Source organism: Stenotrophomonas sp. STEN033 (genome assembly GCF_056856655.1).
In genome coordinates this window covers 127,872-142,792 of sequence record NZ_JBXFWM010000002.1, presented here as the reverse complement: position 1 = coordinate 142,792, position 14,921 = coordinate 127,872, and the positions used below count along the sequence as shown (strand labels likewise).

Below are 14,921 nucleotides of genomic sequence, written 5' to 3'. Positions count from 1 at the left end.
TCTCATTGAATATTCATGGCAGCTGCAGCATCACCGCGGCACGGCCTTCTGCCAGCAACTGCCCGCGGTGATGGATGCGGAACGCATACTGCTGGCTGCCCTCGCCTTCCACCAACACCTGCGCGGTCGCCTCCAGTGCATCGACCAGATCATCGATGCGCACCACATGCAGCTGCACGTCACGCAGCGCGACCAGTACGCCCGGCAGCACCGCGCCACCCCGTTCACGCCCGCGCAGGCCACCATGCACCGCCATCGCCTGTGCACCGTATTCGCAGAGGTGGATTGCGCGCAGCTGGCCGTCATCGCACAGCGGATGCGCCGCATCGCGGTGGTTGAACGCCCGTAGCGCGATGTCCTGCGCCGACCAGCTCACGACCTCGTCCCACAGGCACATGCCGCCCTGATGCGGGACCAGTTGCAGGATTTCCTCACGTCCCAGCATGGCCAACCTCCTGCAGCGGATGCCGCGATATCAGCAGGGCCAGCACGAAATTGCAGACCACGCCCAATGCCACCGTGCTGCCGATCGCACGCAGCACCGGTATCGAGGACAAGCCAAGCAGGCTGAACACCAGCAAGGTCATCACGCTGCATACCAGCAAGCCGTGCAGGGTGCGCAGCTGGTCGGCATGGCTGTCGCCTGCGTGTTCGAAGAACAGCCCGTAATCCAGGCCCAGGCCAGCGGCGAGGATCAAGCCGATAAGGTGGAACAGGTTCAACTCCACGCCCAGGCCGCGCAGCACCGCCAGCACCAGCACGGTCGTCAGCAGCATCGGCAGCAGCACCCGCAACACGCGCCGTGGCGAGCGCAATGCAGCGCCAACGGTCAGTGCCAGCAGCAGTACCGCAAGCGCAAGCGCGACCAGCACACGGCTGCGATAGTCGGCAACGAGGGATTCGGAGGCCTGCTTCATGTCCAGCAGCTGCGCGCCATGCAATTGCGCCGTGCTGGCCACCGCGGCCACATCGTTGAGACCGCTGAGCGAGACCAGCGCGATGGCGTGATCCTTGCCCTGCACCAGCAGGCCATCGACTGCCGTCGCCAGCGGCGTGCCCTGCAGATCAGCCGGTTGCAGTGGCGGCGCACGGCGCGCCTGCTGCACATCGGCGACAAATGGCTCGAACGCATCATCGATGAACGGCGTTCCCGCCACCGCCGTTGCCAGCGCCGCGCGCAGGCTGGCTTCATCGGGCAGCTGTTGCTGGCGCTGGCGCTGCACGGCGGCGCTGGGCAGATAACGCGCCGCCATGTCGTAGCGCTCCAGCGCGCCGTTGGCGACCAGCGCATCCAGGGCCGGCCGCAGCCGTTCACTGGCAGCCAGCGCAGCCTGTGCGTCGCTGCCGCGCACGGTGACCAGATAGCGCACATCCGGCGCGCCCAGTTCGCTGCGCAGCTGCGCATCACGCTGCAGGTCCTGCGGGTCCACCGGGGTCAGCCGGCCCAGATCGTTCTGCCAGAAGGTGCCCGGGGCAAACACCATCACCGCCACAGCCAGCGCGGCGAGTACGGCCAGTGACCAGCGCGGCCGTGGCAGGCGCTGGGTGTGCTTCCACAGTCGCGCCAGCCGGTCGGAGTCGGCGAAATCGCGTGTTGCCGGGTCAATCAATGCCGGCAGCAGATAGCGCGTGGCCAGTGCCGCCGTCGCCAGTGCGGTGATGGTGAACACCGACAGCTGTTTCAAACCATCCACGCCGGAGAACAGGAAGGTCAGGTAGGCAATGCAGGTGGCGATCACCCCCGTGCCCAGCGTCGGCCACAGCGCGCGCACGTTGTCCCATGCCGAGCGACCCGGCCGCTGGTGGCTGAAGAAGTGGATGGGGTAGTCCTGCACCACGCCGATCAGGGTGAAGCCGAAGGCGATGGTGATGCCGTGTACGCCATCAAAGCCCAGCGCCACCGCGCACAGCCCGGCCAAGCCGGCACTGGCCAGCGGCAAGAAACCCAGGATCGGCATTTTCCAGCTGCGGTAGGCGAACCACAGCAGCAGGATCATGCCGATGGTATCCAGCGTGCCGATCATGCCCGCTTCGCTGGCGGTGCGGTTGCCGATCTTGACCGAGAACGCGCCCGGCCCGCTCAGCTCGATGCGGCTGCCGCTGGCGGCGGCGATGCCGACAAACCGGTTGTTGATCGTATCCACCGCCAGCTGCTGGGCGCCAGGATCAAAGCCTGCCGCATGGGTCTGCACCAGCAACAACGCCTGCTTGCCGGCGCGATCGAACCAGACATCATCGATACGTTGCGGCGCATTGGCTGGTTGCAGGGCCTCGGCCACGCGCAGCACCTGCAGGGTGGGATCGGAAGGCAGCAGGGGTTCGATCAAACCACCGGCAGGCGAGCCAAGGTCCTGCAGGCGTGCCTGCAGTTCTTCACCGAGACGGGCGCTGGCAAACGCATCTGCCGGCAATGCATCGATCAGATAGCGGTAGGGCAGCAGACGCTCGGGGAATGCCTCCAGCCCGGCCTGCTCACCATTGGCAACCAGCTCGAACTGCGCATCGGCGGCCAATACTTCACGCAGCGCGCGCGACTGCTGCGCCAGCTGCTCGGGTGCGGCCCCGGACAGTGCGACCAGCAACAACCGCGCACCCGGGCCTTCGCCCAGTTCATCCAGCAACAGCTTCTGCGCGGGCGTACGTGCGTCGGGCATGAACTTGCGCAGGTCGCCGCTGACCTGGATTCGGCTGCTGATCCACATGCCCAGCACACCGAGCAGCAGCAACCAGGCAATGGCCAGGCCGATGCGCTGCATGGATGACAGCTTCAACGCGTGCCACCGGCACTGCACAGCCCACTCAACGCGGCGGCGTCGCGAACGGCGGCCGCGGCAGTGGCGGCACCGCCCAGCAAGGTGCGCTGCACCTCGCCCTTGGCCGGCTGGGTTTCGATGCAGCGCAGTTCCGCGTTCTGGCCGTGCAGGATCACCGACCGCACGCGCCGGGCCAAGGCCTCTGCCTTGGGCGTCAGCTGCAGTTGCCAGCGCTGCGCACTGCCGGAGGCCTGCAGGCGATAGTTCTGCTCCAACGCGGCCAGATCACCGGCCAGCATCGCCCCGAAACTGGCCTGCAGATCGGCCAGTTCGGGCACGCGTTGCAGCGCGAACACCCGCGGCGGCTTGCCGGCGCGGGCAATGCTGACCTGGCCATCGGCGATGGTCGTTGTCTCTGCATAGGGCGTGCGCACCTCGCGGACCAGCGTGCCGGCATCCGGGCGGCGGTACTGGCCTTCGACCCGCAGCGGCTCCTTCAGCAACGCCGAGCCACGCAGTTCGACGAAGTTGGTCTGGCTGGGTGCCGGCTGCGCCAGTTGCCGCAGTATCCATGTGGCATCGACGCCACTGGCCAGGGCGGGGCTACTGGCCAGCAGGCCGGTCAGCAGGCACGGGAGCAGCCGTCGCACGGTCTTGGGGATGCCAGAAATCATAGAAATTGAACCAGTTGTAAGGGGCCTCGCGCAGGTGATGCTCCAACCTGCCGGCATAACGGTGGATAAGCGTGGAAAGGATCTCCGCCCGGCCGCGGCGCGGGATATCCACCACCTCGGCAAATGACTCGAAGCGCAGGTCGTAGCGGTTGCCGCCAAGGTACAGGCCAAAGGCCAGCACCACCGGTGCCTTCAATGCGTTGGCGATCAACCACGGCGCTGCCGGGAATGCAGCATCACTGCCCAGCAGCGGGGCGGCGACAGCCGGTTCATCGGGACGCGCCCGGTCCACCAGCAATGCCACCATCGCGCCATCTTCCAATGCCTGCTGGATGGCCAGCACGATCGCGGTGCCCTCCTGTCCGGCATCGATGATGCAATCAGCCAGCTTGGGGTCGAGTTCGGCCAGCAGTTCGGTGATGGCGGCATTGTGCGCGCGGTCCATCAGCACCCGCAGCTTCAGGTCCGGGCGCATCCTGGCCAGTACCCGCAGCGCATCGAAGCTGCCGAGGTGGGAACCGAACACCAGCACCCCGCGCCCCTGGTCCAGCTGCTGCAGCAAGGGCTCGGTACCGCTGCTGCGGATGTCGAACAGGGCGGTGCGGCCGGCCAGCAGGAATACCCGGTCGAGGATGGTGGCGGCGAAGGTATGGATATGGCGGGCCACTTCCAGCGCACGCGCCGGACGCCCGCGCAGGCGTCGCAGGTAATCGGCGGACGCGCGCCGTTCGGCACCCCGCACACAGTAGAAATACAGGGTGATCGGGTACAGGCAGGCGCGCGCGATGCCGCGCCCGCCATGCCGCGCGATGCCGCCGATCAAACGAATGGCGAACCGTCCGCCGCCTTCGGGACGATGCTTCCAGTCCGCCTCGTTCATGCGCCTGCGTCGCCTTCGACCAACACCAGCTCGCCACGCACCAGCAGCTGGTCCTCGCGCAACACGCGGAATTTCCAGCGTGGCGCCTGGCCTTCCAGCTCCACCCGTGCCTGCTGATCCGGCAGCAGTGGTGCCATGAACTTCACCTGCGGCAGGCGCAACGCGCCGACCGCCTGCCCCTGCTCGATCGCCACCGCCTGCAGTACCTGCTCCAGCACCACCACGCCAGGCACCAGCGGCCGACCGGGGAAATGCCCGGGCAGGCAGGGATGATCGGAGGGAATACTGAACTGCATCAGATGCTGTACCGGCGACTTTGGCACACAGGATACCGGCAGCCTTGTGTTTCAGCGCAGCAGGTCGCGCCAGAACGCCGGGCCCAGCTGGCCCATCTGGCGCAGGAAATCCCAGGCATTGCGGTAGGGCCGCTGCGGGAAAAACTGCGAACGCACGGCGTACTCCACTGCGAAAAAGCCACCGATCAAGCCCCAGTCGGCGATGTTCGCGCACCACGACCATTGTTCATGGGTCACCGGCCACCACGGTTGGATGCCGAAGGCGGCCAGCAGACCGTCGGGGACGGCGCTCATCGCCAGGCCCAGATTCACCGCCGCCAGCAGCACCAGCACCAGCGCCCAGGCAGCACTGAGGCGGCGCGTATAGCGCTCCAGTGCCGCGGTCACCGGCATGCCGGCGCGGCTGTACAGGGCCTGCACGATGCGGGTGATCAGCGGAATCCGCCCGGGCAGCAGTGAGCGCGCGAAACCCCAAGCCACCAGCAGCGGAAACACCACCGGTGGCGCCAGCAGCAGCATCCACGCCCAGGCCGAACCGCCCAGCCACCACAACAACGCACAACTGGCCGCCAGCAGGCCCCATGCCCACGCCTGCCGCCGCGCCAGCGGTTCCAGCAGGCACAGCAGCACCAGCCCGGCCAGGGCGGCCGCGGCCCACATGCCCTCGTTGCGCAGGCTGGCCACATGCGACAGCACCGGATAGGCCAGCAGCAGGATCACCCGCAGCGCCAGCGCCACCGGCCCGTGGCCGGGTTCAGGGCTGGCGGCACTCACGCCGTTCAGACCGTCTTGTTGGCTTGGATATGCGCCGACAGGGCCCGCAAGGAACCGAAAATACGGCGGTTGTCCTCGTTGTCCGAACGCAGCTGGAAGCCATAGCGCTTGCTGATGGCCAGCGCCAGTTCCAGCGCATCGATCGAATCCAGGCCCAGCCCGTCGTTGAACAGTGCCGCCTCCGGATCGATCTGGGCCGGGTCCACGTCTTCCAGGTTCAGGCTCTCGACCAGCAACCCGGCCAGCTCGCGCTCGGCTTCATTTTGTTGCGACATTTCCATACCCACGGCAAATAGACCCGCAACGATCCGGCATCGCCGACGGTTGCGCAAGCATGACAGTTCAGACGCGCGGGGTATCATTGCCGTCTCTGCGATGCCCGATACGCCGTGCAATGACGTCCCCGCTCCACGCCCGCCGCCGCTTCCACCTGCGCGCCACCTGCCTGCCCACCAATGTCACGGAGGTCTGAGATGAATGCCCAGACGTCTCCGGCGGCGGCTGCCGCGCTGCACATCGACTATGCCGATCCCTCGCAGCTGCCGGCCCTGTTGGCCGATCCGCAGGTGCTGGCCGTTTTCGGCTTCCAGACCGGCGACGCGGCGGCCCCCAGTGACGATCCGCGCTATCTGCAGGTAGGCCTGCAGGCCGACGGCGTGGCCAAGCTGGAAGTGTGGCGCAGCGACAAACCGGTCAGCCATGGCCGCGATGCCAACGGTGTGGCCTGGGCCAGCGACGGTGCGCTGATGTTCGGCGCCCTGCAAGTAGACGAAAACCTGCACGGCGGCATCCTCGGCGCCTCCGAACACGCCTACGCCCAGATGCTGCAGGCATTGTCGGCGCATGCCTATCCGCATCTGCTGCGGATCTGGAACTACCTGGATGCCATCACCGAAGGCGAAGCCGACAACGAGCGCTACCGCGAATTCTGCGTCGGCCGAGCACGCGGCATCGGCGCTATCGACACCGCCACCCTGCCCGCCGCCACCGCCATAGGTCGGCTGGATGGGGTGCGCGTGCTGCAGGTGTATTGGTTGGCCGCACGTGATGCCGGCACGCCGCTGGAAAACCCGCGCCAGGTCAGCGCCTACCGCTACCCGCGTCAATACGGGCGGCAATCGCCCAGCTTCGCCCGCGCCATGCTCGCCGCGGGCGGCAGCCGCCTGCCGCTGCTGCTGTCGGGCACCGCCAGCGTGGTCGGCCATGCCACCCTGCATGGCGACTGCACGCAGCGCCAGCTGCAGGAAACCTTTGCCAATTTTGAAGCCCTGATCGGCGCGGCCCGCGCGCACCGGCCGAGCTTGCCAGCGCAGTTCGGCGAGGGCAGCCGGCTCAAGGTCTATGTGCGCGATGCGGCTGAAATCGGCGATGTGCGCGCGGCGCTGGCCCTGCATCTGCCGGCGCAGGTGCCGTACATCGTGCTGCATGCCGCGGTATGCCGGCGCGACCTGCGGGTCGAGATCGACGGCGTCCACGACGCCTGAGGGCCTTCAGGCAGAGGCGCCGCAGCAACAGCCGCGGCGTGGCGCCTGTTCAGTGCCCCAGCAAGGCCAGCACCGCATCGCGCGGCAACTTGCCGGTGTCATTGCGCGGCAGCACCGCCACCTTGCGCAATGGGCGTGGCAGGAACACCGGATCCATGAACTCGCGCAGATCGCGCAGGATGTCGGCCTCCTCGCGCCCGGGTGCCACCACCAGCGCGGCAATGCGACCCACCGCGTGGCCGGGCTCGGCGGCCAGTTGCACCACCACCGCATCCACCACACCGGGAACGGCCTGCAGCTTGCGGGTCAGGTCACCCAACGAGGCGCGTTTGCCGGCGATTTCCAGCAGATCGGCACGCCGACCGCGCAGCACGAAGCGATCCCCCGGCAACAGTTCCACCAGGTCCGCCAGGTTCACCGGCGCGGGCAGGTGCGCCGCATGCACGCGCGTGCCATCGGGCTGGGGTTCCAGGCGTACACCCGGCAGCAGGCTCCAGGCGGTTTCGCTGGCGGTGCGACGGCGGGCGAAGATGCAGGTCTCGGTAGAGCCGAACATCTCCCGCACCTCGGTGGAAAAAGCCTGTTCGGCCGCTGCCGCAAGTTCCTGCGACAGCGGCGCGGTGGCGGTGACGATGCCGGCCAGCGGCGGCAAGCCCACGCCCGACTCCACCAGCGCCTTGAGGTGCACCGGGGTGGTGATCAGCACCCGCGGTTCCTGCACCTGCTGCAGCGCGAGCACCACGTCCTGCGGAAAGAACGGACGCCCTGCCTGCAGCGTTGCCGGTGCCAGCAAAGGCAGCAGTACCGCCATCTCCATGCCATACATGTGCTGCGACGGCACCGTTGCCACCAGCGCCGGCTGCGCCTCGCCCCACAGGTCCTGCAAGGCTTGCAGGTTCTGCGCGGTGCTGGTCAGGAACGACCCCCAGGTCTTGCTGTTGGCGCTGGGTGCACCGGTGCTGCCGGAAGTAAAACCAATCGCCACCAGCTGCGTATCCGCCAATTGCGGCAGCACGCCGTCAAGACGCGGCAATTCCATTGGCAGGACGAAGCTGCCCGGTGGCAACGGCTGCTGGGCGTCGTCAGCCAGGCAGTAGGTCTGCGGATAGCGCTGCTGCACATCGGCAACGACCGCATGCGCGCGCGACGAAGGCAGCAGATTCACCTGGCCGCGCAGTGCCACCGCGCAGAACGCGACCAGGAAGCGGTAGCGGTCGTCGCACAGGTTGACCGCATGCTGGCCCGCCGGCAGCAGTGCGGCCACGCCACGCACATGCGCGAAGAAGGTCTGCAGATCGATCGACCTGTCCGCGCCGACCGCCAGCAAGCGCTGCAGGCCACCATTGGCCAGCGGGTGGCGGGACGGGGATGACAACTGCTCGGGAACAACCGACATGCGACTACAAGGACCTCGTTCGATGGACAGCCCATCGCGACGCCGGCCACAACGGGGCGGCCAGCTTGGCCCTGCGCGGCCCGGCTGGCAAGCCGGGCCATGTCACCGGGGTTCAGTGATAGCCGGTTTCGGCCGTGACCTTGCCGCGGAAGACCTTGTACGACCACACCGTGTAACCCAGGATCACCGGCAGCAGCAGCACCAGCCCGACCATGCTGAAGCCCAGCGAGGACGCCGGTGCGGCGGCCTGCCACAGGGTCAGGTGCGGCGGCAGCAGGTAGGGCCACATGCCCAGCACCAGGCCGATGAAGCCCAGCACGAACAGCGCCAGGGTCAGCAGGAACGGCGGCAGGTCACGGCGTGGGTGCATGGCGCTGCGCCACAGCGCCACCGCCACGGCCAAGGTCAGCAGCGGCACCGGCGACAGCCACCAGAAGTTGCCATCGCTGAACCAACGCTCCATCACCCGCGACTGCAGGAACGGCAGCCAGGTGCTGACCAGGCCCATGAACACGATCACCGCCACCATGAGCGGCCGCGTCAGCGAGCGCGCCAGCGCCTGTTCCCGGCCCTCGGTCTTGAGGATCAGCCAGGTACTGCCAAGCAGCGCATAGCCGGTGACCACCGCCACCCCGGTCAGCATCGAGAACGGGCTGAACCAGCCGAATGCACCGCCGCTGTAATGCCCGTCCTGGATCGGCAGGCCCTGCACCAGCGCGCCGAGGATCACGCCCTGCGCGAACGAAGCCAGCAGCGAGCCCAGCGCGAACGACACGCTCCACAACGCACGCGAACGATGCGCCTTGAAGCGGAACTCGAAGGCCACGCCGCGGAACACCAGTCCCATCACCAGCAACAACACGGGCAGATACAGGCCCGACAGCAACACCGCATACACCTGCGGAAACGCCGTCATCAGCCCTGCGCCGCCGAGCACCAGCCAGGTTTCATTGCCGTCCCAGATCGGCGCGGCGGTATTCATCATCACGTCGAGCTGCTGCTCGTCCTCGGCAAACGGCGCCAGGATGCCGATGCCGAGCACGAAGCCATCCAGCACCACGTACATCAGCACGCCGAAGCCAATCACCGCGAACCATGCCACCGGCAGCCAGGTTGTCATCTCCATGTCAGCGCTCCTCCAGTGGTTCGTTGACGCCGGACAGCGGCCGCGCCGGGGTATGCATGCCGTCGTCGCGCGGCGGCGGGTCATGTGGCTTGGGCCCACTGCGCATGATCTTGACCAGGTACCAGATGCCCCAGCCGAACACGAACAGATAGCCGATCACGTAGATGGCAAGTGACAGCACCGTCATCCACACGCTCTGCGTACCCACCGCATCGGCGGTGCGCAGCACGCCATACACCACCCACGGTTGCCGGCCCATTTCGGTGACGAACCAACCGGCCACCAGCGCAATGAAGCCGCTGGGCAGCATCCAGTTCCAGCCGCGCAGCAACCACTTCGATTGCAGCAAACGCCCACGCCATAGCTGGAAAGCCGATATCCACGCCAACACCAGCATCAGCGTGCCGATGCCAACCATGATGCGGAATGCATAGAACACCGGTACCACCGGCGGTCGCTCGCTGGCCGGCACCGAGGTCAAGGGCGCAAAGCTACCGTCCATGCTGTGGGTCAGGATCACGCTGCCAAGCTTGGGGATGGCAATCTCGTAATCGTTGCGCTCTTCCTTTTCGTTCGGCACCGCGAACACCACCAGCGGCACACCTTCGCCCGGCCGGGTTTCATGCCAGTGCGCTTCCATCGCCGCGATCTTCATCGGCTGGTGCTCCAGCGTGTTCAAGCCATGCATGTCGCCAACGAAGATCTGCACCGGCACCGTCAATGCGGCGAATGCGACCGCGGCCACCAGCATCTTGCGGCCGGCTTCCACATGCACCCCACGGCGCAGGTACCAGGCACCGACGCCGCCGATAACAAAGCAGGTGGTGATGAACGAGCCCAAAGCCATATGCGCCAGGCGATACGGGAAGGAGGGATTGAACACCACCTGCCACCAGTCCTGCGGATGCACGATGCCATCGACCAGCGTGTAGCCCGCCGGGGTATGCAGCCAACTATTGGAAGACAGGATCCAGAAGGTGGAAAACAAGGTACCCAGCGCCACCATGCAGGTGGAGAAGAAGTGCAGCCGTGGCGACACCTTCTCCCAGCCGAACAGCATCACGCCGAGGAAACTCGCTTCGAGGAAGAACGCGGTCAGCACCTCGTAGGTAAGCAACGGCCCGATCACCGTACCGGCTACCTCGCTCAGGCGCGGCCAGTTGGTACCGAACTGGAAGGCCATGACGATGCCGCTGACCACGCCCATGCCGAAGGACACGGCGAATATCTTCTGCCAGAAAAAAAACAACTCACGCCAGACCGGGTTGCGGGTGCGCAACCAGCGCCATTCGACGAAGGCCAACCAGCTGGCGGTGCCGATGGTGAAGGCCGGGAACAACACATGAAAACTGACGACGAAGCCGAATTGGATCCGGGACAACAGCAGCGCTTCCACGGGCGCTTCTCCGCATGACCTTTAATTGGGGCAATTCTGGTCCGGTATTGGTTAAGACCGGATGTGACCGGATGTCGCAGTGCGTCAAAAAGTCGCAGCCGCTCTAGCCCCCTCCCTTTGGCGCAGCCAAGGGGAGGGTTGGGGAGGGGTCAGCTTGGCCCCCTCCCTTTGGCCAAAGGCCAAGGGGAGGGCTTGGGGAGGGGTCAGCATTTGGCTGGTCCTGTAGAGCCGAGCCATGCTAGGCAGAGGCAATAACGGTAAAACCCCAGCCGATCATGGCTAGGCAATAACCTTCTGCAGCAGCTATTAGGGCAACCGAAACATTGCCGATTCCGGCAGCTCAGCCGCCGAACCCGGCCCCCATGACCTGTGGCCCAGCCCGCCGCAGGTGCTCGCTGCTACCCTTGCGGAGTTCTCTTTCACCGGTGCCGAATGATGCCCAAGCTGCTGCCCCTGTCCCTGCTGTTGTTGACCGCTTTCGGCAGCGCCCATGCCGCGCCCACGCCGATCACCATCGAGCAGGCCATGGCCAACCCCGACTGGATCGGGCCGCCGGTGGAATCGGCCTGGTGGTCGTGGAACGGCCAACAGGTGGAATACACGCTCAAGCGCCAGGGCAGCCAGGTGCGCGACAGCTTCCGCCTGCCGCTAAGCGGCGGCGTCAGCCAGCAGGTCGCCGATGACCAGCGCGGCACCCTCGATGCCGGCGACCGCGTCTACGACAGCAGCCGCCAGCGCATGGCCTTCGTGCGCAACGGCGACGTGTTCGTGCGTGACCTGCGCAGCGGCGCGCTGACCCAGCTGACCCGCAGCAACGACCGCGCCAGCGACGTCAACTTCGCCAGCGATGGCGGCGTCATCTGGCAGGTGAGCAACAACTGGTTCCATTGGAACCCGCGCAACAACAGCACAAGCCAAGTCGCCCAGCTCAAGGCCGACAAGAACCCGGCCGACGCCCCCAAGGCCGACGTGCTGCGTGACCAGCAGATGCGCACCCTGTCCACGCTGCGCAGCGACCGCGCCCAGCGCGAGGAACTGCGTGAGCAGGGCGAACGCTGGCGCCAGGCCGACCCGACCCGCGCCGCGGCACCGATCTTCCTGGGCGCCGATGTCGAGATCGTCAGCAGCGCGCTGTCGCCCGATGCCCGCCACCTGATCGTGGTCACCAAGCCCAAGGGCTACGACGAAGGCCGCGGCGGCAAGATGCCGCTGTACGTCACCGAGTCGGGCTACGAGGAAGCCGAGGACACCCGCACCCGCGTCGGCCGCAATGATCCGGAGCCGCATGCGTTCTGGCTGGCCGACGCCGCTACCGGCAAGGTCCAGCCGCTGTCGCTGGACAACCTGCCCGGCATCACCACCGACCCGCTCGCCGAACTGCGCCGCAAGGCCGGCAAGGACGCGCTGAAGGGCAACCGTCCGCTGGAGCTGATGAGTGACTTCATGGGCGGCGGCATCCGCTGGAATGCCGACGGCAGCCAGGCCGCGATCATGCTGCGCGCCAACGACAACAAGGACCGCTGGATCGCCACCACCAGCGCCACCAGCGCGCGCCTGGAAAACCGCCACCGCCTGACCGACGGCGGCTGGATCAACTGGGGTTTCAACGATTACGGCTGGATGCCCGATGGCCGCACCCTATGGCTGCTGTCCGAGGAATCGGGCTACTCGCACCTGTACACACAGACTGGCAGCAGCAAGCCCAAGGCCATCACCTCCGGCAACTGGGAAACCTCGGCACCGGTGGTCAGCGCCGACGGCAACAGCTTCTACTTCCTGTGCAACCAGAAGTGGCCGGGCGATTACGAGGTCTGCAACGTCAACGCCAACGGCGGTGCCGTGCGCGAAGTGACCGCGCTCGATGGCGTGGAAGATTTCAGCCTGTCGCCGGATGGCCAGCAGCTGCTGGTGCGTTATTCCGCGCCCTACCTGCCGGCGCAGATCGCCGTGCTGCCGAGCAGCGGCGGTGAAGCCCGCCAGCTGACCGACACCCGCAGCGCCGAGTTCAAGGCCCGCGAGTGGGTGCAGCCGCAGATGGTGCAGGTGCCGTCCAAGCACGGCGCCGGCCACGTCTGGGCCAAGTACTACGGCCCGGAAAAGCTGGAAGCCGGCAAGCAGTACCCGATCGCCATGTTCGTGCACGGTGCCGGCTACCTGCAGAACGTGCATGCGCGTTATTCCAACTACTTCCGCGAGCAGATGTTCCACAACCTGCTGGTGCAGAAGGGTTACATCGTGCTGGACATGGACTACCGCGGCAGCGAGGGCTATGGCCGCAACTGGCGCACCGCCATCTACCGCAACATGGGCCATCCGGAGCTGGAAGACTACCTGGACGGCCTGGACTGGCTGGTCGAGACCAAGCAGGGTGACCGCGACCGCGCCGGCATCTACGGCGGCTCGTATGGCGGCTTCATGACCTACATGGCGCTGTTCCGCTCGCCGGGCACGTTCAAGGCCGGTGCCGCGCTGCGTCCGGTTGGTGACTGGCACCAGTACAACCACGCCTACACCGCCAACATCCTCAACACCCCGGACATCGACCCGGAGGCCTACCGCATCTCCTCGCCGATCGAGTACGCCGAGGGCCTGCAGGACAACCTGCTGATCGCGCACGGCATGATGGATGACAACGTGTTCTTCCAGGACTCGGTCAACATGACGCAGAAGCTGATCGAGCTGCACAAGGACAACTGGTCGATCGCGCCCTACCCGCTGGAACGCCACGGCTATACGCGGGCCGATTCCTGGCTGGACCAGTACAAGCGCATCCTCAAGCTGTTCGAGCAGGAACTGAAGTAAACATCTGCAAGGGCGCCGCAAGGCGCCCTTGTTGTTTGTGGGTGGTGGATGTTTTCTGCATACAGCCAAGAGCACCCCTCCCCAACCCTCCCCTGCGCGTTGCGCAAGGGAGGGGGCCGCTTTGCTCCCTCCCTTTGGCGCAGCCAAGGGGAGGGCTGGGGAGGGGTGCTTCTGCTTCTGCTTCTGCTTCTGCTTCTGCTTCTGCTTCTGCTTCTGCTTCTGCCCACCACCCTCCAAGCCTCCAGTACCATTCCCCACACGGAGCCCCACCCGCTGGAAGCACATGTCCACGACTGAAAACCCCATCCGCATCGTCACCGCTGTCATCCTCGATCCGCAGCAGCGCGTGTTGGTCGTGCGCAAGCACGGCTCGGATACCTTCATCCAGCCCGGCGGCAAGCGCGAGCCCGGCGAGGACGCCCTGCAGACCCTCACCCGTGAGCTGCACGAAGAACTCGGCGTACACGTCGATCGCAGCAACGCGCTGGCGCTGGGCACTTTCGAAGACGCCGCCGTCAACGAACCCGGCCGCCGTGTGCAGGGCGAGTCCTTCCTGGTACACATCAGCGGCATCCCGCAGGTACAGGCGGAAATCGCCGAGCTGACGTGGATTCCGCTGCTGCCACCGCACGGCGTGAAGCTGGCACCACTGAGCGCCCGGCATGTATTGCCCGCAGCATCCGCAGCCCTCCTCCGCGGCGGGAAAGCCAGCTGAGTCCCGTCATCATTCCTCAACGCATCCGTAGCCAGCCATCGTGAATCCACCCCAGTTTCCGTCCTCTCCAGCCCCCTCTTCCGCAGCCGCCTCGTTTGTCGCCGTCACCGCAAAGCTGTCGCTGGTGATGGCGGCGATGGCCATCATCTGGAGCCTGCTGCAGCTTCTGCTGGTAGCGCTGATGGGCCGGTTAAACATCACCGAGGTGATGCAGAACGAAGGCCTGCCGCTGACGCCGGGCATGCTTTGGCTCGCCGATCATGCGTTCTCGCTGAGCGTGCTCGGCCTGTTGCTGTCGATCGCCTTCCTTGCCGTGTCATGGGCATTGCTCAAGCAGCGCGAATGGGGCCGGATCGGCTTCATCGTCTTCCTGGTGCTGGTGGCCGTGGCCAACTTCGCCTTCCTGCCGCTGATCCACGGCATGTTTGAAGCGATGCAGGCCATGGTGCCTGCCGACTTCCTCAATTCTCCAGAAGGCCTGGAAATGCGCGTGCAACTACGCGTTGGCCTGTGGACCTCGCTGATCACCGGCATCGCCGCCGCGCTTGCATTGGCCGGACTGCACGGCTGGCTGGTGATCAAGCTGAGCCGTCCCGACGTCCGTTCCCTGTTTCACTGAATCCCC

14 protein-coding genes are annotated in these 14,921 nt (G+C 66.3%); 4 read left to right on the top strand and 10 right to left on the bottom strand.

Features of this window, described 5'->3' with window-relative positions:
* Nucleotides 1-13: 13 nt before the first annotated feature.
* From AC1VXC_RS01695 to AC1VXC_RS01665, 7 genes are read right to left on the bottom strand one after another with little or no spacing between them, the layout of a single operon-like run.
* Nucleotides 14-445 carry a hotdog family protein gene (locus AC1VXC_RS01695; protein WP_313493437.1) on the bottom strand — a complete coding sequence of 144 codons (432 nt, stop codon included), beginning with the start codon at nucleotides 443-445 and terminating at the stop codon, nucleotides 14-16.
* Complete coding sequence (locus tag AC1VXC_RS01690) at nucleotides 432-2,756, bottom strand: MMPL family transporter (protein ID WP_481538999.1); 2,325 nt, start codon at nucleotides 2,754-2,756, stop codon at nucleotides 432-434. Before AC1VXC_RS01690 ends, AC1VXC_RS01695 begins: the two co-directional genes overlap by 14 nt.
* Before the next feature lie 11 nt (nucleotides 2,757-2,767).
* Nucleotides 2,768-3,427 (bottom strand): LolA-related protein, encoded by a 660-nt coding sequence (locus tag AC1VXC_RS01685; protein WP_481538989.1) that lies wholly within the window; start codon nucleotides 3,425-3,427, stop codon nucleotides 2,768-2,770.
* Nucleotides 3,357-4,307 (bottom strand): LpxL/LpxP family acyltransferase, encoded by a 951-nt coding sequence (locus tag AC1VXC_RS01680; protein ID WP_313174118.1) that lies wholly within the window; start codon nucleotides 4,305-4,307, stop codon nucleotides 3,357-3,359. Before AC1VXC_RS01680 ends, AC1VXC_RS01685 begins: the two co-directional genes overlap by 71 nt.
* Nucleotides 4,304-4,603 carry an ApeI family dehydratase gene (locus AC1VXC_RS01675; protein WP_313174120.1) on the bottom strand — a complete coding sequence of 100 codons (300 nt, stop codon included), beginning with the start codon at nucleotides 4,601-4,603 and terminating at the stop codon, nucleotides 4,304-4,306. The genes AC1VXC_RS01680 and AC1VXC_RS01675 overlap by 4 nt, the downstream gene beginning before the upstream one ends.
* A gap of 51 nt (nucleotides 4,604-4,654) precedes the next feature.
* A complete protein-coding gene (locus AC1VXC_RS01670; protein WP_313174121.1) occupies nucleotides 4,655-5,377 on the bottom strand; it encodes a ketosynthase in 723 nt (240 codons plus the stop codon).
* A 5-nt stretch (nucleotides 5,378-5,382) separates the two neighbouring features.
* On the bottom strand, nucleotides 5,383-5,652 hold the full coding sequence (locus AC1VXC_RS01665; protein ID WP_312367181.1) for a phosphopantetheine-binding protein: 270 nt from the start codon (nucleotides 5,650-5,652) through the stop codon (nucleotides 5,383-5,385).
* A gap of 198 nt (nucleotides 5,653-5,850) precedes the next feature.
* On the opposite strand from AC1VXC_RS01665, the gene AC1VXC_RS01660 reads away from it, so the two are divergent.
* Nucleotides 5,851-6,861, top strand: a complete 1,011-nt coding sequence (locus AC1VXC_RS01660; RefSeq protein WP_481538988.1) for a chorismate transformation FkbO/Hyg5 family protein — start codon at nucleotides 5,851-5,853, stop codon at nucleotides 6,859-6,861.
* 49 nt (nucleotides 6,862-6,910) lie between these two features.
* On the opposite strand, the gene AC1VXC_RS01655 is transcribed toward AC1VXC_RS01660, so the two are convergent.
* From AC1VXC_RS01655 to AC1VXC_RS01645, 3 genes are all read right to left on the bottom strand, one after another.
* On the bottom strand, nucleotides 6,911-8,257 hold the full coding sequence (locus tag AC1VXC_RS01655) for an AMP-binding protein (RefSeq protein ID WP_481538987.1): 1,347 nt from the start codon (nucleotides 8,255-8,257) through the stop codon (nucleotides 6,911-6,913).
* A gap of 112 nt (nucleotides 8,258-8,369) precedes the next feature.
* A complete protein-coding gene (cydB, locus tag AC1VXC_RS01650; protein ID WP_481538986.1) occupies nucleotides 8,370-9,383 on the bottom strand; it encodes a cytochrome d ubiquinol oxidase subunit II in 1,014 nt (337 codons plus the stop codon).
* 1 nt (nucleotide 9,384) lies between these two features.
* Nucleotides 9,385-10,779 carry a cytochrome ubiquinol oxidase subunit I gene (locus AC1VXC_RS01645; RefSeq protein WP_313174128.1) on the bottom strand — a complete coding sequence of 465 codons (1,395 nt, stop codon included), beginning with the start codon at nucleotides 10,777-10,779 and terminating at the stop codon, nucleotides 9,385-9,387.
* Between the two features lie 435 nt (nucleotides 10,780-11,214).
* Between AC1VXC_RS01645 and AC1VXC_RS01640 the strand changes: the two genes are divergently transcribed.
* From AC1VXC_RS01640 to AC1VXC_RS01630, 3 genes are all read left to right on the top strand, one after another.
* Nucleotides 11,215-13,581: a S9 family peptidase gene (locus tag AC1VXC_RS01640; RefSeq protein ID WP_481538985.1), complete on the top strand. Its 2,367-nt coding sequence runs from the start codon at nucleotides 11,215-11,217 to the stop codon at nucleotides 13,579-13,581.
* Nucleotides 13,582-13,864: 283 nt separating this feature from the next.
* Nucleotides 13,865-14,296, top strand: coding sequence for an NUDIX hydrolase (locus tag AC1VXC_RS01635; protein WP_313174132.1), 432 nt, complete (start codon nucleotides 13,865-13,867; stop codon nucleotides 14,294-14,296).
* A 40-nt stretch (nucleotides 14,297-14,336) separates the two neighbouring features.
* Nucleotides 14,337-14,915, top strand: coding sequence for a hypothetical protein (locus AC1VXC_RS01630; protein WP_313174134.1), 579 nt, complete (start codon nucleotides 14,337-14,339; stop codon nucleotides 14,913-14,915).
* Nucleotides 14,916-14,921 lie beyond the last annotated feature (6 nt).